Source organism: Marinobacter mangrovi, assembly GCF_016798325.1.
Lineage (GTDB): Bacteria > Pseudomonadota > Gammaproteobacteria > Pseudomonadales > Oleiphilaceae > Marinobacter_A > Marinobacter_A mangrovi.
Window position 1 is genome coordinate 201,255 of record NZ_JAERVO010000006.1, and the last position, 24,323, is coordinate 225,577.

The window sequence follows — 24,323 nt, forward strand, 5'->3', positions numbered from 1 at the left end:
TTCTCAGATACCCCCTTTAAACCCGACCTGACGCCAGGCCTCGTAACACACGACAGCCACCGCGTTGGAAAGGTTCAGACTCCGGGAGGTGTCACACATCGGCAGGCGCAACGCCTGCTCGATAGCAGAGCCGCCGCGGATGTCCGCGGGCAGACCGGCGGTTTCGCTACCAAACAGCAGGCAATCCCCCGCCTCGAATGCCACCTCACTGTAATGCGTGCTCGCCTTTGTGGTCATGGCGTAGATCCGCTTGCCCGGCTGCTTCGCCAGGAAGTCCTCGAAATCCCGGTAACGGCTCACGTTCGCCAGGTCGTGATAGTCCAGCCCCGCCCGACGGAGCTTGCGCTCCTCGAAATCGAAACCCAGCGGTTCGATCAGATGCAACTGGAAGCCGGTATTGGCGGCCAGACGGATAATGTTGCCGGTATTGGGGGCAATCTGGGGTTCATGCAGGATGATATGGAACATGGCGACTCTGGAGCGTTAACAGACGGCCCTAATGGCCCAGGTTTACAGGAGAGCCCAAAGATACGCCAACGGCCGCGTGTTGGGAAACGGGACAGTCAGTCTGGCAGAGAGGAACCGGGAGGTTTCGGGGATGAAGGGGCGGGACCGGCCGGAAAGCCGGTCCCGGGAGGCAAGATCAGTGCTTCTGCTCTTCGGTGGCCTGACCGGCCGCTTCTTCCTGCTGACGCTTGAGCGCCTGGGCGTAGATCGCGTCGAAGTTCACCGGCGCCAGCATCAGGCCCGGATAGCTGCCCTTGTTGACGATGGTATCGATGGACTCGCGGGCGTACGGGAACAGGATGGTCGGGCAGTAGGCGCCCAGCATCTGGCCCAGCTGCGGCCCTTCGATGCCCTTGACCATGAACACGCCGGCCTGCTGGATTTCGACGATATAGGCCACCTTCTCTTCGATCTTGGCGGTAATCGTCATGGACAGGACCACTTCGTACTGGTTGTCGCTGACCTTGGTGTGCGAAGTGTTCAGATCCAGGTTGACCTGGGGCTGCCACTGTTCCTGGAAAATGGTCGGCGAGTTCGGGGACTCGAAGGACAGGTCCTTGATGTAGATACGCTGCAGCGCAAACTGGGGCTGGTCCGGGTTTGCGTTTTCGTTGCCTGCTGCCTGCTGATTCTCAGCCATTTTCTTTCCTTCCGGTTCTTGTCTGGGAGCGCACCGGGAGTGCCCTCCGGTCTGATTATTGTGAGCGGGTACTGTGAGAGGGCCTCACTATACCCGCTGTCAGGGGATATCGATGTGAAACAGTGCGCCAAGTGGGCGGGGAATTCAACTGGCGCACTTGAAGGATTATTTCTTCTTGCGCTTCAGCGGCAGGTTGCTGCCCTGCCACTCGGAAATGCCGCCGGCCAGGCGCACCACATTGCTGTAACCCGCCTCGTTCAGCTGCTTGACCGCCGTTGCGGAATGCTGGCCCATCTTGTCCGCGACGATGATCTGCTTGTCCTCGTATTTCTTGAGTTCATCCATCCGCTCTTTCAGGGAATTGAGCGGAATGTGCAGGGAACCGACGATATGACCCGTGCCGTATTCCTTCTTCTCGCGGATGTCGACCACCACGGCTTCGTCCTTGTTCAGCAGGCCGATCGCCGACTGGGCGGTAATCTTCTTGCCCCCACGACGCATCTCCAGCAGGGCCAGCGCCACCAGCATGAGAATGAAAAGCGTGGCGAGCACGTAATGATTGGCAACAAATTCAGGGAGCTTTTCCAGAAAGTTCATCAGTACAACCTGCGGGGCCTGCAAACGAAATTGATGCGCGATTATACACATCCGTAACGCTTGACAGAAGGCGGCCCACATAGCCTGAGTCGTTCAAAAAAGGTAGACTCGGCACTCCATTCCCATTTCCATCGGACCAGGCAATGACCGCAATGCGAAAGACGACTGCACTGATAATTCTCGACGGCTGGGGTTATCGCGACCCTTCTGACGACAATGCCATCAGCAATGCCAACACCCCGTTCTGGGACAAGCTCTGGCAAGAGCAGCCGAAAACGCTGATCAACACCTCCGGCATGTTCGTTGGCCTTCCCAAGGGCCAGATGGGCAACTCCGAGGTCGGTCACATGAACCTGGGCGCGGGTCGCATCGTCTACCAGAGCCTGACCCGCATCGATAAAGACATCGCCGATGGCGCCTTCGCCGACAACCCGGTGATCACCCGTGCCATCGACAAGGCCGTAGAGAAAGGCAAGGCCGTTCACCTGATGGGCCTGCTGTCTCCGGGCGGCGTCCATGCCCACGAAGACCATATCCTGGCGGCCGCCGAAGTGGCCCGCTCACGGGGCGCCAAGGCCGTCTACGTTCATGCCTTCCTGGACGGCCGTGACATGCCGCCGCGCAGCGCCGAGCCTTCACTGAAAAAAGTGGACGGCAAACTGCGGGAAATGGGCGTGGGCCGCATTGCCTCCCTCGTTGGCCGCTACTTCGCGATGGACCGCGACAACCGCTGGGACCGCGTCGAAGCCGCCTACAACCTGCTTACCGCCGGCAAAGGTGAATTCACCGCGGACACACCGGTCGAAGGCCTGCATGAAGCCTACGAGCGTGGCGAGAACGACGAGTTCGTCAAGGCCACCCGCATCCAGGCCGCCGGCGAGCCGGACGCCTTCGTGCAGGACGGCGACAGCATGATCTTCATGAACTTCCGCGCCGACCGCGCCCGGGAAATGACCCGCGCCTTCGTCGAGGACGATTTCGACGGCTTCGAGCGTGAGCACCGCCCGGCCCTGTCGGATTTCGTCATGCTCACCGAGTATTCCGCCGACATCAAGACGTCTTGCGCCTACCCGCCCGAAAAGCTGGTCAACAGCCTGGGCGAGTACATGGAAAAGCTGGACAAGACGCAGCTGCGCATCGCCGAGACCGAAAAATACGCCCATGTGACGTTCTTCTTCTCGGGCGGCCGCGAGGAGCCGTATAAAGGCGAAGATCGCATCCTGGTGCCCTCGCCCAACGTGGCCACCTACGACCTGCAGCCGGAGATGAGCGCGCCGGAAGTGACCGACAAGCTGTGCGACGCGATTCGCAGCGGCAAGTACGACCTGGTGGTATGCAACTACGCCAACGGCGACATGGTCGGCCACACCGGCAGCTTCGAAGCCGCAGTCAAGGCGGCCGAGTGCCTTGACCAGTGCCTGGCGAAGATCGATGCCGCGCTGAAGGACGTGGACGGCCAGGCCCTGGTCACCGCGGACCACGGCAACTGCGAACAGATGACCGACCCGGAATCCGGCCAGATGCACACCGCCCACACCACCGGGCCGGTGCCGTTGGTGTACATGGGCAGCCGCAAGATCCACCTCAAGGACGACGGCGCCCTGAGTGATGTGGCCCCGTCTCTGCTGACCCTGATGCAGCTGGAACAGCCGGCTGAAATGACCGGTCATTCACTGATCGAACAAGACTAGGACTCAGTGTGACCCACGCGGCCATCCGGCAGTGCCGCCCCGACTCCCGATCCAGCCTCCCGACGCGCGTCCTGCGCGCCGGGTTGCTGCTGATCGCCCTGCTGTCTCCCCTCCCTGCGACAACCTACGCGCAGGACGCCGACTCCGTTTCTCCGGAGCAGATTGAAGCGCTCAAGGAACAGATCGCCGACATCGACGACTGGCTGAAAGACGCCGAAGCCGACCGCGGCGAACTGGAACAGACCCTGGCCAGCACCGAGCGCAAGATCGGCCAGCTCAAGAAGGAACGCCGCTCCCTGCGTCAGCAGGCGGCCGAGCAACAGACCGAAATCGACAAGCTCAAGGATCGCGAGCGGAAACTGGAGAAGGAGCTTGCCGCCAAGCGCGAGGCGCTCAAAGCCCAGATCCGGACCGCCTGGATGGCCGGCGACGCGCCCGCCCTGAAAGTCCTGCTCAACGAGATCGATCCGCAGAAGCTGTCACGGATCATGACCTACCACGAGTACCTGAGCAAAGACACCGTCAGCCGGCTGGAAGCCTTCAACCGCACCCTGGACGATCTCAAAACCACGCGCGAACAAAGCATCGCCGCCCAGCTCAAACTCAAGAAAACCGAAGCCGCCGTCGCCGAACGCCAGGACAAGCTGGAGGACCAGCACAAAACCCGCGAACGCACCCTGGCCCTGCTGAAATCGGACATCTCCGACAAGAAAGGCAAGCGCCAGGATCTGGTGGCCGACCGGGAACGCCTGGAAAAACTCCTGAAGGAAGTGGAAGCCGCGATTGCCGACATTCCCACGCCCAAAGAATCACAACCTTTCTCAAGTTTGCGCGCTAAACTCCCGTGGCCAACCCGTGGTAAGGTAATTATCGGCTATGGCGAGAGCCTGCATAATGGGCGCCTGCGCCACAACGGCCTGCTCATCGCCGCCCAGCCCGAGGCCGAGGTTAAAGCCGTCCATTACGGACGCGTCGTTTTCGCCAACTGGTTGCGCGGCTTCGGACTTCTGACCATTATTGACCACGGGGATGGTTACATGAGCCTCTACGGTCGTAATTCGAGCCTGCTCAAGAGCCCCGGAGAATGGGTCAGGGCCGGTGAGACCATCGCTATCGCGGGCGAGGGCGACAAGGATTCGAGCGCCCGGCTCTATTTCGAGATTCGGCATAACGGCAAGCCACAGAACCCAATGAGGTGGCTGGCCCATAAATAAGGTGAGGGATGCGCCGTGAGAACACACTGTATTGCTGTCTTCCATTGCCTACCCACCGTGACAATAAAACACCGCGAGTACAGGAACACTGCATGAAACTGGCCAGACGTACCGCCGCTACCGCTCTTCTCTGCGCTTACAGCCTGTTGACCCTACCGGCGCTGGCGCTGGCAGACACCGATCCCGAAACTGGCGAAACCATTCTCAAGGGCGAAGCCAACGGCAAGGATGTGACCGTTCGCCTGCCCAACCCGGAAAAGCAGCTGCCGCTGGATGAACTGCGCAAGTTCACCGAAGTGTTTGGCCGCATCCGCGAAGCCTACGTCGAGGAAGTGGACGATACCACGCTGCTTGAGAACGCCATCAAGGGCATGCTGTCCGGCCTCGACCCTCACTCTGCCTACCTGGAGCCCCAGGCCTACGAAGAGCTGGAGGAAAGCACCAGCGGCGAATTCGGCGGCCTGGGCATTGAAGTGGGTATGGAAGACGGCTTTGTCCGCGTCATCTCTCCCATCGACGACACCCCGGCCCAGAAAGCCGGCGTGCAGGCCGGTGACATGATCATCAAGCTGGGTGACCAGCCCGTCAAAGGCATGAGCCTGGAAGAAGCCGTCAACCTGATGCGCGGCAAGCCCGGCTCGACCCTCAAGTTGACCATCGTGCGGGACGAACAGAGTGCGCCCATCGAGATCGACGTCAAGCGCGACGTGATCAAAGTGGCCAGCGTTAAATCCCGCATGCTGGAGCCGGGCTACGCCTACCTGCGCCTGACCCAGTTCCAGGCCGAAACCGGTCGTGAATTCGTCGAAGCCATCGACAAGCTGGAACAGGACAACGGCGGCAAGCTCAGCGGCCTCATCATTGACCTGCGCAACAACCCGGGTGGCGTGCTGCAGGCGGCCGTGGAGTCCGCGGATGCGGTGCTGGATGAAGGCCTGATTGTCTACACCGACGGCCGTATCCAGAGCTCCAAGCTGCGTTTCAGCGCCCAGCCGGGCGACGAGACCGATGGCGCGCCGATCGTCGTGCTGATCAACGGCGGCTCCGCGTCGGCGTCCGAGATCCTGGCCGGCGCCCTGCAGGATCACCACCGCGCCGTGATCATGGGCACCGAATCCTTCGGCAAGGGCTCGGTCCAGACCGTCATCCCGCTGGACGAGACCCACGCCATCAAGCTCACGACTGCCCGTTATTACACCCCCAGCGGCCGCTCCATCCAGGCCAAGGGCATCCACCCGGACATCGTGGTCAAACAGGCCCGCCTGACCGAGGTGGACAACCAGCCGTTCTTCACCGAAGCGGACCTGAGCGGCCACCTGGAAAACGGCACGGAAGACGGCAAGACCGACGACAAGACCGCGAAAGCGGCGAAAGACGAACTGGTGGCCAAGGACTACCAGCTACGCACAGCCCTGAACCTGTTGAAAGGGCTGGGAATTCTCGGCAAGAGCAAAGAGAGCGCCCAGTGAGATTGAGCCGTACCTGCCGGGCGCTTCTGGCGCCCGCGTTGCTGTGTATCGCCCCGGTGCTGGCAACGCCGATCCAGGCTGCACCGCGCGGCGAACAGCCGCCGCCCACCATCGCCATCATTATCGATGACATGGGCCACGACAAAGTTCAGGGCGAACGCCTGATCCAGCTGTCCCAGCCGATCACCCTCGCCTTCCTGCCGTTCCGGCCCCATACCACGTCGCTGGCCCGGGATGCCCATGCCAACGGCAAGGAAATCATGCTGCACGCGCCCATGGCGAACACCCATCACATCGGCCTCGGCGCCGGTGGCCTGGACGCCAGCATGGACGAACGCGCCACCACCATGAGCCTGCGCCATTCCCTGCAATCCATCCCCTACGTGCAGGGCGTGAATAATCACATGGGTAGCCTGCTCACCCAGAACCGCCAGCACATGGACTGGGTCATGAAGGAGCTGTTCCACTACCCGCTCTACTTCGTGGACAGCCGCACCATTGCCGGCACCGTGGCGGCCAAAAGCGCCAGCGATCACGACGTGCCCAACATGAGCCGTGACGTGTTCCTCGACAATGAACAGACCGAGGAAGCGGTGGATCGGCAGTTCAAACTGCTGGTGGAAACCGCCAAGCGCAACGGCACCGCGATTGGCATCGGCCATCCGCACAAGGTGACGGTGGATTATCTGGTGAAGCACCTGCCGGAGCTGGATGCGCAGGGCATCGCCGTGGCCACGGTCAGCGGCCTGTGGGCCATGCGGCACAACAATGCGCCGATGTTTGTGGATGTGAAGCAGCCGGTGCAGACGTCGCTGGCTAAAGGCCGGGCTTCGGACAACTAGTCAAGGCTGGAAAACACAGAAAAGCGGGTTGTGCTTGATGCGGCTCGCTTGGCAAGCCGCATCCATGGAGCGGACTTAAAGCCGAACCTCAATCCCTTGCTCATGCATGAACTGCTTCGCTTCGGGAATCGTGTGCTGACCGAAGTGGAAGATCGACGCCGCCAGCACCGCATCGGCACCGCCCTGGGTCACGCCGTCCGCCAGATGCTGCAGCTCGCCCACACCGCCTGAGGCAATCACCGGCACCACCACCGCATCGCTGATCGCGCGCGTCAGGCCCAGATCGAAACCGATCTTGGTGCCGTCACGGTCCATGCTGGTGAGCAGCAACTCGCCGGCGCCCATCTCGACCATCTTCTTCGCCCATTCAACGGCGTCCAGCCCCGTCGGCTTGCGGCCACCGTGGGTAAAGATCTCCCATCGCGGCGTTTCGCCTTCGGCACTGATCCGCTTGGCGTCGATGGCGACCACGATGCACTGGCTGCCGAACCGCTCGGCGGCCTCGCGCACGAACTCCGGGTTGAAGACCGCCGCCGTGTTGATGCTGACCTTGTCCGCGCCGGCATTGAGCAGCTTGCGGATGTCTTCCACGGTGCGTACGCCGCCACCGACGGTCAGCGGGATAAAGACCTGGCTGGCCATCCGCTCGACGGTTTCGTAGGTCGTATCGCGGCTTTCGTGACTGGCGGTGATGTCCAGGAAGGTGATCTCGTCCGCGCCCTGCTCGTTGTACTTGCGGGCCACCTCTACCGGGTCGCCGGCGTCGCGGATATCGACGAAGTTGACGCCCTTGACCACCCGGCCCTTATCGACGTCCAGACAGGGAATGATGCGTTTGGCCAGGGTCATCTCATTTCTCCTGCTGATCGCACCAGGCCTGGGCTTCTGCCACATCCAGGGTGCCTTCGTAGATGGCCCGGCCGGTGATCGCGCCGAGGATGCCACGATCCGCTTCCGCGGACAGGCGCTGGATGTCGTCCATGTTGGTGACGCCGCCGGAGGCGATCACCGGAATCCCGCAGGACTCCGCCAGGTGCGCGGTCTGCTCGACGTTCACGCCCTGCATCATGCCGTCGCGGCTGATGTCGGTGTAGACGATGCTGTCCACGCCGTCGTTGGCGAACTGCTTCGCCAGATCCGTCGCCTTCACTTCGGAGACTTCCGCCCAGCCGTCCGTCGCCACCAGACCGTCTTTGGCGTCCAGGCCCACGATGATGTGGCCCGGGAACCGCTTGCACATCTCGGTGACGAACTCCGGCTCCTTCACGGCCTTGGTGCCAATGATCACCCAATGCACGCCCGCCTTCAGGTAGGCCTCGATGGTCTCAGCGGAACGGATGCCGCCGCCGATCTGGATCGGCAGGTCCGGGAAGCGCTTGGCGATGGCATTGACGATCTCACCGTTCACCGGTTCACCGGCGAAGGCGCCGTTCAGGTCCACCAGATGCAGGCGACGGGCGCCGGCGTCGACCCAGCGGGCCGCAACGTCGACCGGATTCTCGGAGAACACGGTGGAATCATCCATCCGGCCCTGGCGCAGGCGCACACATTTTCCGTCTTTGAGGTCGATGGCGGGAATTATCAGCATGGTGTTATCAATCCAGTTCGGTGTGGAGGTCAGCGCTTACTGACCCGACCATTGTACGAAGTTTTTCAGCAGCTGCAGACCGGCCCGGTGGCTCTTCTCCGGGTGGAACTGCGTGGCGAAGACGTTGTTGCGGGCGACGGCCGCCGCCAGATCCACGCCGTAGTGCGTGCGACCGGCAATGTCCGGATTGCCTTCGGCTTCGGCGTAGTAGCTGTGAACAAAGTAGAAGCGCTCACCGTCGTCGATGTCGTGCCACATCGGGTGATCCTGGGTCTGCCAGACCTGGTTCCAGCCCATATGCGGGACTTTCAGGCGCTCGCCCTGCTCGTCCTTCAGGTGGGTGCCGAAGAAGCGGACTTCCGACGGGAACAGGCCGATGCCGTCCACGCCATTGTTCTCTTCACTGCGGGCCATCAGCGCCTGCATGCCGACGCAAATGCCCAGCAGCGGGCGGCCTTCGACGACCAGGTCTTTCACCAGCGCATCCACACCCTGGCGGCGGATCTCGGCCATGCAGTCGCGCATCGCGCCGACGCCCGGCAGGATCACGCGATCGGCCTCGCGGATGATGGCTTCGTTGTCGGTGACGTGGACGCGCATGTCCGGCGCCACGTGCTCGACCGCCTTGCTGGCCGAATGGAGGTTACCCATGCCGTAATCGATGATGGCAACGGACTTCATAGTCAGGACAACTCCGGAAAGCAGCGGCCGGCTGGGTTGCCCTCAGCCGGCCGGGATAACAGATAGGGTGACAGAACCCGCGTCAGTACGGCCCGCCTCAGAGCGAGCCTTTGGTGGACGCGATCACACCCGCCATGCGCTCATCCGGCTCGATGGCCATGCGCAGCGCGCGACCGAAGGCCTTGAACACCGTCTCGATCTGGTGGTGCGTGTTCTTGCCCTTCAGGTTATCGATGTGCAGCGTCACCATGGAGTGGTTCACGAACCCGTGGAAGAACTCCTCGAACAGGTCCACATCGAACCCGCCGACCGTGGCACGGGTGTAAGGCACCTCCATGCTCAGACCAGGGCGGCCCGACAGGTCGATCACGACCCGCGACAGGGCTTCATCCAGCGGTACATACGCATGACCGTATCGACGGATGCCTTTCTTGTCGCCCACAGCCTTGACGAACGCCTGGCCCAGCGTAATGCCGATGTCCTCAACCGTGTGGTGGTCGTCGATGTGCAGGTCGCCCTTGGACACGATATCCAGATCCACCAGCCCGTGACGGGCGATCTGATCCATCATGTGCTCCAGGAAGGGCACGCCGGTATCGAAGTGGGACTCGCCGGTGCCGTCGAGATTAATCGACACCGTAATCTGGGTTTCGAGGGTATTGCGTTCTACCCGCGCCTTGCGTTCGGCCATGGGGACTCCAGTGAATAAAGCCGGAAATTGTGACAGCGCAGAGTATACCGCGTTATGTCGTCTTTCTCACTTTATTGAGGCGATAGCGTGGAATGGCGAGAACCGGCGCAGCAGGGCGCCACGCCGGTCGGAGAAGGCCGCCTAGAAGGCCTTCTTCAGGTTGTTCATATACGTGTCCACCATGCCGTTGAACTCGTGCTTAACCACCGGGCTGATGGCCAGCTTGAGCAGGCTCGGCAGCGGCAGGGTCAGCTCCGCCGTGGTCTGGAAACTGGCGCGGGTCACGTCATCGCCCTTGGCAGACAGGTTCCAGGAGCCGCGCACAACACCGTTGCCCTCGCCCTTCACCGGCTCCCAGGTGATCTTGCCGGCGTCTTTGTCGGCGACGTACTTGCTGGCATAGACGGACTGGATGGAGTGCTTGTCCACACCGATCTTTTCCATTTCCCAGCGGTAGACGTTGTCGCCCAGATCCACCAGTTTATCCACTTTGGGGAAGTAACTGGCCGACTTCGGCACGTCTGCCAGCAGGTCGAACACCTCGTCGTAACTGCCTGGAATATCGATTTCCCGATTCAACTCAATAGCAATCGTGATGGCCACCCGAAACTCCTTAACTTGCGTTGTCTTTATTGTGTCGGGCGCTCTGGCCCTGGATACGTGATGCGCGGCATTCTGACGAAAAGTCGTACGCCGTCAATCGTTATTTTGTTACCTAATCATTTCAGGGCGATGCTTTCTGCCCCGATGTCGCTCTCTGCAGAGTGTACCGGGATTGGTGGTCAAATGAACATTCTGAAAGATTGTCGGTATACACGGCCTGATCGGTGGGCTGATTGAATCCTGTGTCGTATGCTAATCGTAATACGACGTTGTAAAACTGTTGTGCTTACGCGGTGTTGAGACACTCCGCGCTCACATTCAATGATTGGCCGGCCCTGCCTGCACCGAATGACCGGCGCCCGCGAGCCGCTCCGGGCCAGCCATCAACATAGCCGTAAGGATACTGCTGCCATGAAAGCGCTTCGCTACCTGCTGATTGCCGTCGTCGCCGTCATCGTCCTGATCGCTGCCGCGGTCGTGATCGCCACGATGGTGCTGGACCCGAACGACTACAAACCCCAGATCGAGAAAATCGTCGAGAAGAAAACCAACCTCGACCTGTCGCTGAACGGCGACATCAGCTGGTCGTTCATCCCCATCGGGCTGGAAGTGAACGACGTGGATGCCAAGCTTGACGGCGATCAGTTCGTGAAGCTCAACCTGCTGCGGGCGGAAGTGGACTTCTGGTCGCTGATCAGCATGTCGCCGGCGGTCGACACCTTCACACTCGACGGCCTGGACGCCCGTCTGGTCAAGAACAAGCAGGGCCAGGGCAACTGGGAACGCATCATGCCGGAGGGCGAAGCGAAACCGGCTGACGAACAGACCGCCCAGAAAGAAGAACCGGCTCCGGCAGAAACACCGGCGGCGGATCAAGGCGGCAGCGAACCGCTCAAGTTCAACGTCGAGGAAATCGCCATCACCAACGCCCAGGTGCACTACTCGGATCAGGGCACCGGCCAGTCCGTCACGCTCGACGACTTCTCGCTCAACGCCAGTGACATCACCTTGGGCCAGACCTTCCCGCTCAGCCTCGGCTTCCATTTCGCCACCAACGAACCAGAGTTGGACGTGGTCGCGCAGATCAAGGCGCAACTGAACGCCAACGAAGCCCTCAACCAGTTCCAGATGCAGGACCTGGACAGCAGCTTTGAGCTCAAAGGCGCGGCCGTCGGCGGCAAGACCGTCAACGCCAGTTTCACCGGTAACGCCGCCGCCAACCTGGAACAGGAAACCGCGTCCCTCTCCGACTTCGTTGCCAAACTGGCCGGCCTGGAGCTGAGCGCGGACCTCAATGTGGCCGGCTTCGGCGACAAGCCCAAGCTGGACGGCAAGCTGTCCGTCGCTGAATTCTCCATCCGCGACCTGATGGACACGCTCGGCCAGGCGCCGATCGAAACCAGTGATCCGGACGTGCTCAAGAAAGCGTCCTTCTCCGCCGACATCGGTGGCAAGCCGGGCCAGATCGACCTGAACAACCTGCAGCTCAAGCTGGACGACACCACCTTCAAGGGCAGCTTCGGACTGGGTCTGGCCAACACCGCCATCGACCTGAAACTGAAAGGCGACAAGATCAACGTCGACCGTTACCTGCCGCCGAAGTCCGACCAGCCGGCCGCCGAAACCGCCAGCAGCGACAACAGCGGCGCCCCGGCGCCGGGCAGCACCAAGGCCCCACCGGAATCCGACCTGCTGCCGCTGGACACCCTGCGCGGCCTCGACCTGGACGTGGATCTGGGCCTGGGCGAACTGGTTGCCAGCAACCTGACCATCACCGATATTCAGTCAAAAATCTCCGCCAAGAACGGCCTGATCAAGGTCGACCCCTTCGCCGGCAAGCTGTATGAAGGCGACTTCAACGTGCAGGCCACGCTGGATGCGCGCAAGGACAACCCGACGTGGAAGATCACCGAGCGGGCCAACAACATCCAGACCCTGTCGCTGCTCACCGACCTGGCGGACATGAAGCTGCTTTCCGGCGCCGCCAACCTGACCGCCGACATCACCACCCAGGGCAATCGCCTATCCGCCCTGCGCAGCAACGCCAAGGGCGACATCAAGTTCAACCTGGACAAGGGCAGCTTCAACAAGATGAACCTGACGAAGATGGCCTGTCAGGGCATCGCGCTGGCCAACCAGGAGAGCCTGACCACGACCGACTGGGGCGACTCCACACCGTTCAACGACATGCACGGCGTGCTCAAGATCGACGGCAACACCGTCAAGAACACCGACCTGACGGCCGCCCTGGCCGGCATGGAGCTAAAGGGCGGCGGCACCGTCGACCTTGCCAAGAGCGACCTGGATTACGAGGCCGGCCTGCGCGTTGTCGGTGAGATCCACCGCGACGAAGCCTGCCGCGTCACCAAGTACGTCGAAAACGTGGTGATTCCTGTAGAATGCCGCGGCGACATTTCCGGCGATCCGGCCAAGCTGTGCTCCTTCGACGGCTCGCGCTTCCGCGACACCCTCAAGGACATGGCCGCCAACGCCGCCAAGAAAAAGGCAACGGAAGAAGTGAACAAGGCCATCGACGAAAAACTGGGCGACAAGCTGAACGAGAAGCTGGACAAGGACACCAGCGACAAGGTGAAGGGCGCGCTCAAGGGGCTGTTCAAGTAATGGCCGACAGCGTCGCCGACCGGCTGCTGGCGTGGTATGACCAGCACGGCCGCAAAAACCTGCCCTGGCACGAAGAGCGGACACCCTACCACGTGTGGGTGTCCGAGATCATGCTGCAGCAGACGCAGGTGACCACCGTCATCCCCTACTACGAGGCCTTCATGGCCCGCTTCCCGGACGTGAAGAGCCTGGCCGAAGCGCCGGTGGATGACGTGCTCCAGCACTGGTCGGGCCTGGGCTACTACGCCCGCGCCCGCAACCTGCAAAAAGCCGCCAAGGCGGTGATGGCCGACCACGGCGGCGAATTCCCGAAAGACCAGGAACAGCTCGAAGCCCTCACCGGCATCGGCCGCTCCACCGCCGCCGCCATCCTGGCCCAGGCCCACGGCATCCGCGCCAGCATCCTCGACGGCAACGTCAAACGCGTGCTCGCCCGCTACCATGCCGTCCACGGCTGGCCGGGCCAGACCGCCGTCCTGCGCGCGCTGTGGGAGCACGCCGAGCAGCACACGCCCCACGAGCGCGTGCGGGACTACACCCAGGCCATCATGGACCTGGGCGCCATGGTCTGTACCCGCCGCAAACCGGACTGCGACCACTGCCCCTTGGCCGACGACTGCGAAGCCAGGGCCCAGGGCCTGACCACTACCCTGCCCGAGTCCAAACCGAAGAAAGCCAAGCCGGAAAAGGAAACCTGGCTGCTGATGATCGAGGACGACGCCGGCAATCTGCTGATGGAACGTCGCCCGCCCAGTGGCATCTGGGGCGGCCTCTGGAGCCTGCCAGAGCTGGACACCGCCATCACCCTGGACGAACTGCCGGAAGTGGCCGAACGCGAACTGGGCATCGCCTGCGACGACGCCCAGCCCCTGAGCGCCTTCCGCCACACCTTCAGCCACTACCACCTGCACATCCACCCGGTGCGCCTGCGCCACGCCGGCACTGCCGCCGAGATGGACAACGCCGACCTGGCCTGGCAGCCGCGGGAAGACGCGCCCACGCTGGGCATCCCCAGCCCGATCCGCAAGCTGTTAACCCAGCCCGAGCAAACCACCCTGCTCTGATTCTGTTACCATCGCCGGAATTGAAGACACCCCGAAAGGAGCCGACATGAGCCGCACCGTATTCTGCCGCAAGTACCAGAAAGAGATGGAAGGCCTCGACATGCCGCCCATGCCCGGCGCCAAGGGCCAGGAACTCTACGAGACCGTCTCCAAGCAGGCCTGGCAGGAGTGGCAGAACCAGCAGACCATGCTGATCAACGAAAAGCACCTGAACATGATGGACCCGTTCGCGCGGAAGTACCTCAAGGCCCAGATGGAGAAGTTCCTGGACAACGAGGAATTCGAACAGGCCGAGGGCTTCGTGCCGCCGGAAGAGCGTTGAAACGCCTCACTGAACAGGGATTGATCAACTCCCGGAAAGACGAGAAATTTTCTCTGAAACGGCCTTGACTCCGTCAACCTAAACCGGTTTAATACCGCCCCGTTGCCCGGATAGCTCAGTCGGTAGAGCAGGGGATTGAAAATCCCCGTGTCGGTGGTTCGATTCCGCCTCCGGGCACCATTATTCTGAAAAGCCGCTCACTCGAGCGGCTTTTTTCGTTTCTGGCCCTTCACTTTTTCCTTTCTGGAATGCAGTCTTTAGCTCAGCACATCATTTTTCGCCGCCACCTATACTTTTATATACCAATCACGTGAACGTAAAAATTATGAAATTGGAAACCTTGAAGGTTAAGAATTATCGAGCTCTTCAAAACATTACAATTAGGAATATACCCGGTTTGTGCGTGTTCATAGGTGCAAACGGCTCAGGGAAAAGCACCATTTTTGATATTTTCGGCTTTCTCAAAGATGCATTAAGCGGCAATGTTCGAGTAGCTCTACAAAAGAGAGGTGGCTTTCGTGAGGTAGTCACTAGAGGGCATGAGACTGAAGCCATTGAGTTAACTCTACAATTTCGCCTACCAATTGGAGGAGTTGAGCGTCTTGTAACCTATCAACTGGAAATTTCATCAGAGAATGGTCGTCCAGTAGTTCAGCGAGAGATTCTTAGATACAAGCGTAAAAGTTATGGCTCCCCTTTCCATTTTTTAGATTTTAGGAAAGGTGTAGGTTACGCGATAGTGAACGAGGAGGACTTTAACCGCGCTGATGAAGAACTCGAACGTGAAGAACAACAGCTAGATAGCCCTGATATATTGGCAGTTAAAGGATTAGGTCAGTTTCAGCGATTCAAAGCTGCTAACGCATTTCGGCAGTTGATAGAGAACTGGCATGTATCTGATTTCCATATAAGTGAGGCTCGGCCATCACAGGATGCAGGTTATGCCGAACATTTAACGCCACAGGGCAACAACACGGCGCTAGTTGCGCAATATCTTTACGAACAATTCCCCGAAGTTTTTAGTTCAATTCTCGAAAAGATGCAGCAACGTGTACCTGGCATAGAGAATGTAGAGGCAGTGGAAACGGATGACGGCAGGATTGTACTCAAATTCCAAGATGGAAGCTTTAAAGACCCATTTATAGCAAGATATGTTTCCGATGGGACAATTAAAATGTTTGCCTATCTACTACTACTCAATGACCCATCGCCTCACCCTCTGCTGTGCATCGAAGAGCCGGAGAACCAACTTTACCCAGGCTTAATGGCTGAGCTTGCTGAAGAATTTCGAGAGTATGCAGATCATGGCGGGCAGGTCATGGTATCAACACACTCCCCAGACATGCTTAACAGCGTGGAGCTAGATGAGATATTTTGGCTAAAAAAGGATCAGGGAATTACGATCATCAAGAGAGCATCAGATAGTGATCTTCTGAGGAGCCTAGTCGGGGAGGGTGATTTACCAGGAGCACTTTGGAAGCAAGGTCTTTTCGAAGGAATCGACCCACAATGAAACATCTAGTTTTTCTTCTTGAGGAGCCTTCAGCCAAGAATGTGCTAGACCACGTTTTACCTCAGTGCCTACCAGATACAGTAACCTATCAGTGCATACCGCATGAAGGCAAGCAAGACCTTGAAAAATCCATACCCAGGAAGCTAAGGGGTTGGAGGCAACCCGGCACCTACTTTGTTGTTATACGCGACAAAGACCAAAGTGACTTTGAAACAGTTATTAATCGACTGTCTAATCTTTGCCATAGCGGTGGAAGACCGGAAACACTCATTCGGATAGCGATTCATGAGTTAGAAAGTTGGTTTATTGGCGATCTCGATGCTGTTGCTGCTGCTTTTGGCGAACCTAAAATCACTAAATTGAAAAGAACCGCCAAGTATCGTGACCCCGACTCTTTAGCCAACGCAGCTGACGAACTTAAGCAAATCATTTCAAAATATCAAAAATTGAAGGGATCGAGAGAAATTGCGGCTCATATGAATGTGGATCGTAACACTTCACCAAGCTTTAGAGACTTAATAATGGGTCTCAGCAGCTTTACCGATGACATTCAAGAAGGTCGCATATAACGTATAACAAAGTCTTAATAAGAAACCGAAGAAACCGGGACAGAACTATTTTCTATCCCGGTTCTCAAACTCTTCTCAATACACCGACATAATCACCGCATTCCGCCAATTGCTCACCGTTACCACCCGACACCCCAACCCATCAAACTGAATCCGCCCGGATGAAAGCTCCATCCGCAGCTTGCTGATGATGTCCCGGAGCCAACCTTTAACCATCACGTTGGCGCATGTTGTCATTGCAACGAACCAGCGTCTGCAATGCATCCTCGACAGCAGCGACGGTGCGGTCGTTGAAATTGCTGACCTGGGAGGCGATGGCGGGGTCGTTGCCAAAGACGATTTCGATGATATCGAGCAGGTCTTCCTTTTCCTGCATGGATAGCGACATGACTTAAATCACTCCTTTGATAATGTCCTTGATTCGGGCCTCCGACATGCCGGAGACATTGATCATGATGAGCTGGGAGGTGTCGTGCTCATCCGTGAGAACGATCAAGGATTTTTCGGGGCCCAACGCCCAGTAACCTTTGCCGTTGTGTGTCGGGAACACCCGGATCTCCGTGGGTGCGATTTCTTCGTCCACGACATAGCGCTTGGATTTCATCGCTTCCTGCACGAAAGCGTCACTTCCCTCCCCCGATTCCAGTCCGAAGAGATAGAGCGGCCAGTCATGCAGGTTGGCGTCGGGGAAGCCCATGGAGCGGGCCATAACAGTCTGGAAATAGATATTAGAGCCATCGGGGTAGATGAAGGTCAGTCCTTGCCCGCCAATGACTTTGACGCCGTTTAAGTCCTCGGTAGCGATTCGCAAAGTCGCAACGGGGCTCAGGCTGAACTGGGCCGTGTGTTCGGCGGTAAGTGCGTCGTATTGGGTGTTTTTGACCGGCGGTGAGCTGCACGCAGCGGCGCTGAATAGCAGGCTCAAAAGCAGGAGGGCGCAACTTTTTTTCACTGTACATCCTTGTTGTACGACTCGGAGGGCGATGCCCCGACTCCGTTCGGGGAGGCTCTACGCTATCGAATAATTGGGTCATTATCAAAACGACAGCAGCATAAAGGCTACGAACAAAACCGGCACCGCACCAACTTCTTCGCCAGCTTGTCCCGCTTTTTCTGAATCCGCCGCATTTCCCGCAGGTTCTGAAACGTCCGCTCAAATGCGTACCGCGCTTCGGCCTGGTTGGCTTCGTCGCAGAGTTCCAGCCAGTGTTTGGTGAGGCATTCCGATGTCATGGGTGCTCCTGATGGGATCAAGGTTCAGGAGCAAGACTATCGTCGGATGCAGATGACGATCTCAGTACCTTTAAGGACGGATTGTGGCGAATCGTGACACCGCCGGTTCAATGCCTTTCCAGGGGCCTGGAAATCCGTCGCTCAGAATACGGGCTCGGTGCTACCCCATGGGGACGGCTCGCCGTCGTCCCGGCCCAGTCCATCTGACCGGACCAGGCCGAACTGCCAGGCCCGGGCACAGTAGAAACAGGGATGAGCGCGTATGTAAAACCGACGGGCGTCGTTCAATGCGCTGCGCGGCGTGTCATGGAAACCGAGATTGAGACGGTGGTCCTCATCAGGCACCAGGGTGCAACCATCGGCATGCACGGTGTGCAAGCCGTCCTCCTGGGGATATCGATCAACAAAATAGAGATTGGCCATGATGGGCACCTTCTATGCCCCAAGCCGGACCGGTTCAGCAGCGGGTCTGCCTATGATCAGCCTGGAGGGCGAGCGCCCCTACTCAGCGAGGCGGCTCCAGATGACGAAAGCCGGCCGGCACGTCCGCCGGCAGCGGTGTGATATGGCTGAAAATCGATGCCGGAATGGCATCGGAGCGATCGTCCCAGAAATCCTCATTGCAGTAAAAGCAGGCACAGGCTCCTGAGAACAATGTCGAAGCATCGGCGACGGCATCCTTGTGCGAGGCATGCCTGCCAAGAAATCGGCACTGGTCACGTTCCGGCATAAGCATGCAGCCATTCACATGCACCAGATGCGACCCATCCCTTCTGGATTCAAGATCAACAAAGAACTGTCTCATCATGACGGTGTCCTTGACATCTCCAAAGGGTGTCTAATCATCAGATACCCTATTACCCGGATTAGCAATGCATTTCGAAGATGATTTGTAAGCGATCGCACCGGGGTCTGACAGAGCCGATGGACAAGGACTGATCAAATTCGCTACTCTTAACCCGAAAGCGAGGAGAAGGCTCTTATGTCCGTGGGATTCTTCGGATTTTGGAAAAAAGGGAAAGACGACGCCGGGAAGGACTCGGCCGGTCGCTATCGTGTGGACAAGGACGGCAACGCCAAGCTGAACCTCGAAAATGAAGAGGTGATCCGCTCCATTCGCGCCCAACTCCAGAGCCTCAAGGATTTCGAACCCGACCGCAAGACTGCCTGACACCACATGGGCGTACTTTACGTCGCATTCGTGCTGGTCTGTGGTTTTATCTTCACCTCCCTGCACCTGCCCGCACGCTACCAGCAGAAACGCTCCTCCGGCTGGGAAAGCTATTTCTCCGTTGCGTTCTACGGTTTCGTCTTTGTCATCCTGGCGACGCTGATCGTCATGCTGATCGACGGCTTCGATCTGCCGTCACACGCCCTGCCCCATCTCGATACCACGCTCGGCCGACTCAACGCGCACATCGGCGATTACACCAGCCAGGCGGTGACGCCCCGGGAGCTGTTGATTGCCCTGCTCGCCTTTCTACTGGCCGGCGTCAGTGGCGGTTTCAGCAAGTGGCGGACGAAGAATCCGGGGGTTCGCCTGCGCAAACTGCGCAAGGCCTGCCTGGGCGATGAGCTGGAAGGCATTTTCCTGGACGCGCTGCGCAGCGAGCAGTGGGTGTCGCTGACGCTGGATACCCGCAAGTGCTACATCGGCATCGTGACCCACGTGCACACCGAGGCGGCGCTGCTGGATTCCATTTCGATCATCCCGACGCTCAGCGGTTACCGGAACGATGACGACCTGGAGCTCAAGCTGCTGCGGAACTACTACCACCACTACGAAGAGAAAGGGCTGCTGGAAGAAGGCGCCCAGCTGGACCGGCTGTCCGAATTCCGGATCGTGATCCCGACCAAACACATCGTGCACGTGTCGTTCTTCGACCTGAACGCCTACAAGAGTCTGCGGGAGAGCCAGGCGATCCCGACGACCGCCTGACCCAACGTTTGAACGGTCAGTTCTGCGACTTGAAGCGCTGGATAAAGGCTTCGGATTCGGCAATCGACGCTTCCATATTCTGGATTAAAGCGTCCACATCCTGTTGGATACGGCCCAACTCACCCTGCAGTGAACCGATCGCCTGGGCATTGAGATTGTGCTTGAGAAACAGCACCTGATCCTCGAAGGCTTCCAGCACCGGATCCATGCGCTCCTCGGCCTGGTGCATGCGGGTGATCATCTGGTCGTAGTGCTGTCGGGTGTCTTTCAGTTTCTGCGCGCTGGCCTGGCGCAGGGAATCGCTCTGGTAACGATCCAGCTCGTCGTCCCATTCGTCGAACAGGGCTTCGGAGACATCCTCGACGGCATCGATCCGGTCACGCACGTTGTCGGCGGCATCCTGGCTCTCTTCGTAGGCATCGCGAATCTCTTCGTACTTGGCCTTCAGTTCGGAGTCCGGCGTGTTCACGACACTCTGAAAATGCTCCAGCGAGGAACGAAAGGTTTCCTGGGCTTCGCTCTGGGCATCCCGGGCATCGGCCACGCGATCGACCATGATGTCGCGTTTCTCGATACCGAGCTCTTCCATGGCGTCGTAGTAGAGGGAGCTGCAGCCGCCCAGAGTGATCAGCGACAGCATCCACAATCCAACCCATCTCAACCCGAAGGGCGATCCTGCCCTGCTAACCCCAGCCATAGCTTTATTTCCTCGTTGATTACCGTGTTTCCGTAAAGAAGGCATCCGTCGAGACGCCGCCAATGGCGCCACCTTGCCCCGATCCGGCGACCAAGACAACTTGTTATCGGCGATAAAGGCCCTTGCGAAACCCGCCCAATACGATACAAATTAGACAATACACAACAACAAGCGAGCGAGCCCAACGATGACGTTTACCAAAGACCAGATTGCTGAACTGAACCTGCTGACGCTTTTCAACCTGCACTCCACCCAGGAGGGCATCAAGGTGCATGGCCACAGCGCCGACCTGGATGCGGTGGACGCGGCGCAGCGGCTTTTCGATAAGGGCCTGACCACCCAGAAAGACGGCGGTTACCTGACGCAATTGGGCATTGAGGCCGCCGAGCACGCCCAACGGGTGCTATCGATTCTGAAGTAAATCAGGTGGCGCGCCTCGTCGAGCCGATCACCGTTCGAGGCGCGCTACTCATATTCGGTATTCAGAGTCTGCTTGTAGGGTGCAACGGCACTAGTCGTCGTTCGGCGCGACCATGTCGACAAACTGGCGGGCTTCATCGAAGGTGGGGAAACTCTGGAGGATTTCCTGACCGACGATTTCCACGTCATAGGTCAGGCTGTCGGGAGACGGCAGTTCCTCACAGGGGCGTGCGGTCACCCGCAGGAGCCCTCGTTCCAGTAGTACATTGTTTTGCGTGACAGCCATGCAACGCGTTCCTGTTGTTATTGTTCATGCCGTGATCCATCACGCGGTTTCGTCCGTGCCGGGATTCCAGAACCCCGATGAGCAACCTGTTCACCCTAACAAAATAACTCGGCAGCGAAGGTTAAAACCGTTTCTTTTTGTGACCCGCGTTGTATTCGGGCCGGATTTGCAGGATAGCCGTAACTCGCTCTGCAAGCGCCTTTTTTTGACATATCTATAACCGATAATCAACGCCATCGAGTTGGCCGGGAGTGTCGTCACTATTGATTTTTAGGCCAACAGTCCGTAAAACATAACGCTATCCAACCGCATTCCCGGTGCCGATATCGTGTTGGAAGTGCCCCAAAAGAGGCAAAACGACGGCATACGGGGTAAGACGGTCCAAAAAAAGAGAAGGGCAATGCAGCCGGCCGGTGATCCCGGTGACGGTAGCAGGTAAAAGCACAATGCAAAGCCTTCAGATGATGACATACCTATCATTTATTCCCACGGTGAGCCGTCCGCGCCTGCAGCCGGCAGCGCTGATTGGCCAATCTCCCGTGGCTAAGCTCGTTCTCGCCAAGGTCCTCGACGAGTAGATCTCCCCTCTTCCCAATTGCAGCGGATGCACCACACTCCCGACGGCACACGGATTGCTGTATCAAGGGGTTAGTGTACCTGCACGTTTGCGACTATCTTTTACTCAGATACCGACTGTTATCGACAGGCTCAGGAGTCATTCATGGCGGAAAATGCGCCCTTGATCTGTAAAGACATCCACAAAACCTTCAATGAGAATGAAGTGCTCAAGGGCATTTCCCTGGAAACCCGCAAAGGCGATGTGGTGTCGCTGATCGGCAGCTCCGGCTCAGGCAAGAGTACGTTCCTGCGTTGCATCAACCTGCTGGAAACGCCCACTGCCGGTGAGGTGATCGTTCACGGTGAACCAATTCGGTTCAAACAGAACCGCAAGGGCATCCGGGTGCCGGCCGATAACAAACAGGTCGAACTGATGCGCGCCAAGCTGTCCATGGTCTTCCAGGGGTTCAACCTCTGGTCCCACATGACCGTGATGGAGAACATCATCGAAGCCCCCATGCATGTGCTCAAGGTGCCCAAGAAGGAGGCCATCGAGCGCGCCGAAGCCTACCTGCACAAAGTCGGTATCTACGAACGCAAGGACTACTATCCTTCCCACATGTCCGGTGGCCAGCAGCAGCGCGCGGCCATTGCCCGGGCCCTGGCGATGGAGCCGGAAGTCATGTTGTTCGATGAACCGACTTCGGCACTCGACCCCGAGCTGGTAGGCGAAGTTCTGCGGGTCATGCAGAGCCTGGCCGAAGAAGGTCGAACCATGATCGTGGTGACCCACGAGATGGCGTTTGCACGGGATGTGTCGAGTCAGGTCCTGTTCTTGCATCAGGGCCGGATTGAAGAACAGGGGACGCCGGAAAAAGTCTTCGACAATCCGGATTCGGAGCGTATGAAGCAGTTCCTGGCGCCCAAGTTCTGATTAACGGATCGGATCAGTCCGCGACGCCGCACCATCGGGGGTCGGGAAAGGTTCAGAAAAACAGTGATGGCAACGTCACTGGATAAAAAAAGCCAAAAGGCAAAACAATGGAGAAGCGACTCATGAAAAAGCTGATTGTTGCAGCAACCTGTGCCCTGGCCGTGATGACCGGCTCAGTGCAGGCGAAAGAATGGAAAGACATCCGCATCGCTTTCGACGTGCCGTACGAGCCGTTCGAATACAAGAAGCCGGATGGCTCCCTGACCGGTTTCGAGGTCGAGCTGGCCGAAGCCATGTGTAAAGAGCTGCAAGCCAACTGTGACTTCGTCATCCAGTCCTGGGACGGCATGATTCCGGGCCTGCTGGCGCGCAAGTTCGACGCCATCATGTCTTCCATGTCCATCACCCCGGAGCGTCAGGAAAAAGTCCTGTTCTCCAAGCCTTACTACAACACCCCGGGTGGCTGGTTCGCCAAGGATAACGTCAACACCGACCCGACCGACATGGACGCCATGAAGGGCAAGATCGTCGGCGTTCAGCGCGGCACCACCATGGACACCTACGTCACCGAGAACATGAGTGGCACGGTTGAAATCAAGCGCTACACCACCGCTGACGACATGGTCCTGGACCTGGAAGGCGAGCGTCTGGACATGGTCTTCGTTGACTACCCGGTAGGCGAGCAAACCCTGCTGAACCGCGACGGTTTCCACGAAATCGGCCAGCCGGTGAAGCTGGGTGAAGGCGTTGGCGTGGCCATGCGCAAGCGTGACCAGGATCTGGCCGACCAGATCAACAAGGCGCTGGAGAAGCTGAAAAATGATGGCACCTACGACACCATCATGAAGAAATACTTCACTTACGACGTCAAGATGTAAACCCCGGCACGGCCGCCGGCATCCCGCCGGCGGCCTGTCCTCAACACGGACCTATCCATGCTTGATCTGCACGGCTACGGCCCTTCAATCATGAAAGGCGCGGTGGTAACCGTTGAGCTGGCATTGCTGTCGCTCCTGCTCGCGGTCGTCCTTGGTTTGATTGGCGCCTCGTCAAAGCTTTCCGGTAACCGCGGGCTCTACGCCGGCGCCACCGCCTATACGACCCTGATCCGTGGTGTTCCGGATCTGGTCATGATGCTGCTGCTTTATTACGGCGGGCAGGTTCTGGTGAACAAGCTCTCCGACTTTTTGTACTACCAGTTCGATATCGACTGGTTCCTGCAGTTCGACCCGTTTATTTCCGGCGTGCTGACGATCGGCCTGATCTTCGGTGCGTACATGACGGAAACCTTCCGTGGGGCGTTCCTCGCGGTCGACAGCGGCCAGATCGAAGCCGGCAAGGCTTACGGTTTCACCCGCTGGCATACTTTCCGTCGCATCATGTTCCCGCAGATGCTGCGCCATGCCCTGCCCGGCGTGGGCAACAACTGGCAGGTACTGCTCAAGACCACCGCACTGGTGTCCATCATCGGTCTGACCGACATGGTTCGCGTCGCCGAACAGGCCAGTAAGGCCGAACACGCACCGTTCAAATATTTCGTGCCGGTGGCCGTGGTTTATCTCCTCCTCACAGCCGGATCCGAATTGTTCATCCGCTGGGTCAACAGCCGCGTTAGCGTCGGCGTCGTGAAGGGAGACTGAAGC

General features: G+C 58.8%; 30 protein-coding genes and 1 tRNA gene. 16 read left to right on the plus strand and 15 right to left on the minus strand.

Features of this window, described 5'->3' with window-relative positions; all coding sequences use genetic code 11:
- Nucleotides 1–3: 3 nt before the first annotated feature.
- The 3 genes from JL474_RS17560 to JL474_RS17570 form a co-directional block, all read right to left on the minus strand.
- On the minus strand, nt 4–468 hold the full coding sequence (locus JL474_RS17560) for a tRNA (cytidine(34)-2'-O)-methyltransferase (RefSeq protein WP_203143099.1): 465 nt from the start codon (nt 466–468) through the stop codon (nt 4–6).
- A gap of 175 nt (nt 469–643) precedes the next feature.
- Entirely contained in the window at nt 644–1,147 is a 504-nt protein-coding gene (gene secB, locus JL474_RS17565; RefSeq protein ID WP_123635384.1) for a protein-export chaperone SecB, read from the minus strand.
- Nucleotides 1,148–1,312: 165 nt separating this feature from the next.
- A complete protein-coding gene (locus JL474_RS17570) occupies nt 1,313–1,735 on the minus strand; it encodes a rhodanese-like domain-containing protein (RefSeq protein ID WP_123635414.1) in 423 nt (140 codons plus the stop codon).
- A 152-nt stretch (nt 1,736–1,887) separates the two neighbouring features.
- On the opposite strand from JL474_RS17570, the gene gpmM reads away from it, so the two are divergent.
- From gpmM to JL474_RS17590, 4 genes are all read left to right on the plus strand, one after another.
- Complete coding sequence (gpmM, locus tag JL474_RS17575) at nt 1,888–3,435, plus strand: 2,3-bisphosphoglycerate-independent phosphoglycerate mutase (protein ID WP_203143100.1); 1,548 nt, start codon at nt 1,888–1,890, stop codon at nt 3,433–3,435.
- Nucleotides 3,436–3,443: 8 nt separating this feature from the next.
- The gene (locus tag JL474_RS17580) at nt 3,444–4,649 is read left to right on the plus strand and encodes a murein hydrolase activator EnvC family protein (protein WP_203143101.1); all 1,206 of its coding nucleotides are present in this window, start codon (nt 3,444–3,446) and stop codon (nt 4,647–4,649) included.
- A gap of 92 nt (nt 4,650–4,741) precedes the next feature.
- Nucleotides 4,742–6,118: a S41 family peptidase gene (locus JL474_RS17585; RefSeq protein WP_203143102.1), complete on the plus strand. Its 1,377-nt coding sequence runs from the start codon at nt 4,742–4,744 to the stop codon at nt 6,116–6,118.
- Nucleotides 6,119–6,120: 2 nt separating this feature from the next.
- Nucleotides 6,121–6,960, plus strand: a complete 840-nt coding sequence (locus tag JL474_RS17590) for a divergent polysaccharide deacetylase family protein (protein WP_407944069.1) — start codon at nt 6,121–6,123, stop codon at nt 6,958–6,960.
- A 75-nt stretch (nt 6,961–7,035) separates the two neighbouring features.
- Here the strand turns inward: JL474_RS17590 and hisF are convergent, their stop codons facing one another.
- The 5 genes from hisF to JL474_RS17615 form a co-directional block, all read right to left on the minus strand.
- A complete protein-coding gene (gene hisF, locus JL474_RS17595; protein WP_203143103.1) occupies nt 7,036–7,809 on the minus strand; it encodes an imidazole glycerol phosphate synthase subunit HisF in 774 nt (257 codons plus the stop codon).
- Between the two features lies 1 nt (nt 7,810).
- Nucleotides 7,811–8,548 carry a 1-(5-phosphoribosyl)-5-[(5-phosphoribosylamino)methylideneamino]imidazole-4-carboxamide isomerase gene (gene hisA / locus JL474_RS17600; RefSeq protein ID WP_203143104.1) on the minus strand — a complete coding sequence of 246 codons (738 nt, stop codon included), beginning with the start codon at nt 8,546–8,548 and terminating at the stop codon, nt 7,811–7,813.
- 36 nt (nt 8,549–8,584) lie between these two features.
- On the minus strand, nt 8,585–9,229 hold the full coding sequence (gene hisH / locus JL474_RS17605) for an imidazole glycerol phosphate synthase subunit HisH (RefSeq protein WP_203143105.1): 645 nt from the start codon (nt 9,227–9,229) through the stop codon (nt 8,585–8,587).
- Between the two features lie 97 nt (nt 9,230–9,326).
- Entirely contained in the window at nt 9,327–9,920 is a 594-nt protein-coding gene (gene hisB / locus JL474_RS17610; protein WP_123635377.1) for an imidazoleglycerol-phosphate dehydratase HisB, read from the minus strand.
- Between the two features lie 141 nt (nt 9,921–10,061).
- The gene (locus JL474_RS17615) at nt 10,062–10,523 is read right to left on the minus strand and encodes an SRPBCC family protein (RefSeq protein ID WP_123635376.1); all 462 of its coding nucleotides are present in this window, start codon (nt 10,521–10,523) and stop codon (nt 10,062–10,064) included.
- Nucleotides 10,524–10,934: 411 nt separating this feature from the next.
- On the opposite strand from JL474_RS17615, the gene JL474_RS17620 reads away from it, so the two are divergent.
- The 6 genes from JL474_RS17620 to JL474_RS17645 all read left to right on the plus strand — a co-directional run bounded on the left by JL474_RS17620 (nt 10,935) and on the right by JL474_RS17645 (nt 16,613).
- Nucleotides 10,935–13,145, plus strand: coding sequence for an AsmA family protein (locus JL474_RS17620; protein WP_203143106.1), 2,211 nt, complete (start codon nt 10,935–10,937; stop codon nt 13,143–13,145).
- Nucleotides 13,145–14,209: an A/G-specific adenine glycosylase gene (mutY, locus tag JL474_RS17625; protein WP_203143107.1), complete on the plus strand. Its 1,065-nt coding sequence runs from the start codon at nt 13,145–13,147 to the stop codon at nt 14,207–14,209. The genes JL474_RS17620 and mutY overlap by 1 nt, the downstream gene beginning before the upstream one ends.
- A gap of 46 nt (nt 14,210–14,255) precedes the next feature.
- Nucleotides 14,256–14,531 (plus strand): oxidative damage protection protein, encoded by a 276-nt coding sequence (locus tag JL474_RS17630; protein ID WP_123635373.1) that lies wholly within the window; start codon nt 14,256–14,258, stop codon nt 14,529–14,531.
- 104 nt (nt 14,532–14,635) lie between these two features.
- Nucleotides 14,636–14,711, plus strand: a tRNA-Phe gene (locus JL474_RS17635).
- A 145-nt stretch (nt 14,712–14,856) separates the two neighbouring features.
- On the plus strand, nt 14,857–16,044 hold the full coding sequence (locus tag JL474_RS17640; RefSeq protein ID WP_203143108.1) for an AAA family ATPase: 1,188 nt from the start codon (nt 14,857–14,859) through the stop codon (nt 16,042–16,044).
- Nucleotides 16,041–16,613, plus strand: coding sequence for a DUF4276 family protein (locus JL474_RS17645; protein WP_203143109.1), 573 nt, complete (start codon nt 16,041–16,043; stop codon nt 16,611–16,613). Before JL474_RS17640 ends, JL474_RS17645 begins: the two co-directional genes overlap by 4 nt.
- Nucleotides 16,614–16,821: 208 nt before the next feature.
- Here the strand turns inward: JL474_RS17645 and JL474_RS17650 are convergent, their stop codons facing one another.
- From JL474_RS17650 to JL474_RS17670, 5 genes are all read right to left on the minus strand, one after another.
- Nucleotides 16,822–17,001, minus strand: coding sequence for a hypothetical protein (locus JL474_RS17650; RefSeq protein WP_203143110.1), 180 nt, complete (start codon nt 16,999–17,001; stop codon nt 16,822–16,824).
- Between the two features lie 3 nt (nt 17,002–17,004).
- Nucleotides 17,005–17,565, minus strand: a complete 561-nt coding sequence (locus JL474_RS17655; protein WP_203143111.1) for a hypothetical protein — start codon at nt 17,563–17,565, stop codon at nt 17,005–17,007.
- Nucleotides 17,566–17,672: 107 nt separating this feature from the next.
- Complete coding sequence (locus JL474_RS17660; RefSeq protein ID WP_203143112.1) at nt 17,673–17,846, minus strand: hypothetical protein; 174 nt, start codon at nt 17,844–17,846, stop codon at nt 17,673–17,675.
- A gap of 141 nt (nt 17,847–17,987) precedes the next feature.
- Entirely contained in the window at nt 17,988–18,269 is a 282-nt protein-coding gene (locus JL474_RS17665; protein WP_203143113.1) for a hypothetical protein, read from the minus strand.
- An 82-nt stretch (nt 18,270–18,351) separates the two neighbouring features.
- Complete coding sequence (locus tag JL474_RS17670; protein ID WP_203143114.1) at nt 18,352–18,654, minus strand: hypothetical protein; 303 nt, start codon at nt 18,652–18,654, stop codon at nt 18,352–18,354.
- Between the two features lie 174 nt (nt 18,655–18,828).
- Between JL474_RS17670 and JL474_RS17675 the strand changes: the two genes are divergently transcribed.
- Both JL474_RS17675 and JL474_RS17680 read left to right on the plus strand, forming a co-directional pair.
- Nucleotides 18,829–19,017 (plus strand): hypothetical protein, encoded by a 189-nt coding sequence (locus tag JL474_RS17675; protein ID WP_123635368.1) that lies wholly within the window; start codon nt 18,829–18,831, stop codon nt 19,015–19,017.
- A gap of 6 nt (nt 19,018–19,023) precedes the next feature.
- Nucleotides 19,024–19,785 carry a hypothetical protein gene (locus JL474_RS17680; RefSeq protein ID WP_203143115.1) on the plus strand — a complete coding sequence of 254 codons (762 nt, stop codon included), beginning with the start codon at nt 19,024–19,026 and terminating at the stop codon, nt 19,783–19,785.
- Nucleotides 19,786–19,801: 16 nt separating this feature from the next.
- On the opposite strand, the gene JL474_RS17685 is transcribed toward JL474_RS17680, so the two are convergent.
- Nucleotides 19,802–20,425: a DUF2959 domain-containing protein gene (locus JL474_RS17685; protein ID WP_236012344.1), complete on the minus strand. Its 624-nt coding sequence runs from the start codon at nt 20,423–20,425 to the stop codon at nt 19,802–19,804.
- A 244-nt stretch (nt 20,426–20,669) separates the two neighbouring features.
- Here JL474_RS17685 and JL474_RS17690 point away from each other — a divergent pair, with 244 nt between their 5' ends.
- Complete coding sequence (locus JL474_RS17690) at nt 20,670–20,903, plus strand: TIGR02647 family protein (RefSeq protein WP_123635365.1); 234 nt, start codon at nt 20,670–20,672, stop codon at nt 20,901–20,903.
- A gap of 90 nt (nt 20,904–20,993) precedes the next feature.
- On the opposite strand, the gene JL474_RS17695 is transcribed toward JL474_RS17690, so the two are convergent.
- The gene (locus JL474_RS17695; protein ID WP_123635364.1) at nt 20,994–21,188 is read right to left on the minus strand and encodes a hypothetical protein; all 195 of its coding nucleotides are present in this window, start codon (nt 21,186–21,188) and stop codon (nt 20,994–20,996) included.
- A 721-nt stretch (nt 21,189–21,909) separates the two neighbouring features.
- Here JL474_RS17695 and JL474_RS17700 point away from each other — a divergent pair.
- The 3 genes from JL474_RS17700 to JL474_RS17710 all read left to right on the plus strand — a co-directional run bounded on the left by JL474_RS17700 (nt 21,910) and on the right by JL474_RS17710 (nt 24,320).
- The gene (locus JL474_RS17700) at nt 21,910–22,680 is read left to right on the plus strand and encodes an ABC transporter ATP-binding protein (RefSeq protein ID WP_123635363.1); all 771 of its coding nucleotides are present in this window, start codon (nt 21,910–21,912) and stop codon (nt 22,678–22,680) included.
- Nucleotides 22,681–22,802: 122 nt separating this feature from the next.
- Nucleotides 22,803–23,558: a transporter substrate-binding domain-containing protein gene (locus JL474_RS17705; protein ID WP_123635362.1), complete on the plus strand. Its 756-nt coding sequence runs from the start codon at nt 22,803–22,805 to the stop codon at nt 23,556–23,558.
- Between the two features lie 57 nt (nt 23,559–23,615).
- Entirely contained in the window at nt 23,616–24,320 is a 705-nt protein-coding gene (locus JL474_RS17710) for an ABC transporter permease (protein WP_123635361.1), read from the plus strand.
- Nucleotides 24,321–24,323 lie beyond the last annotated feature (3 nt).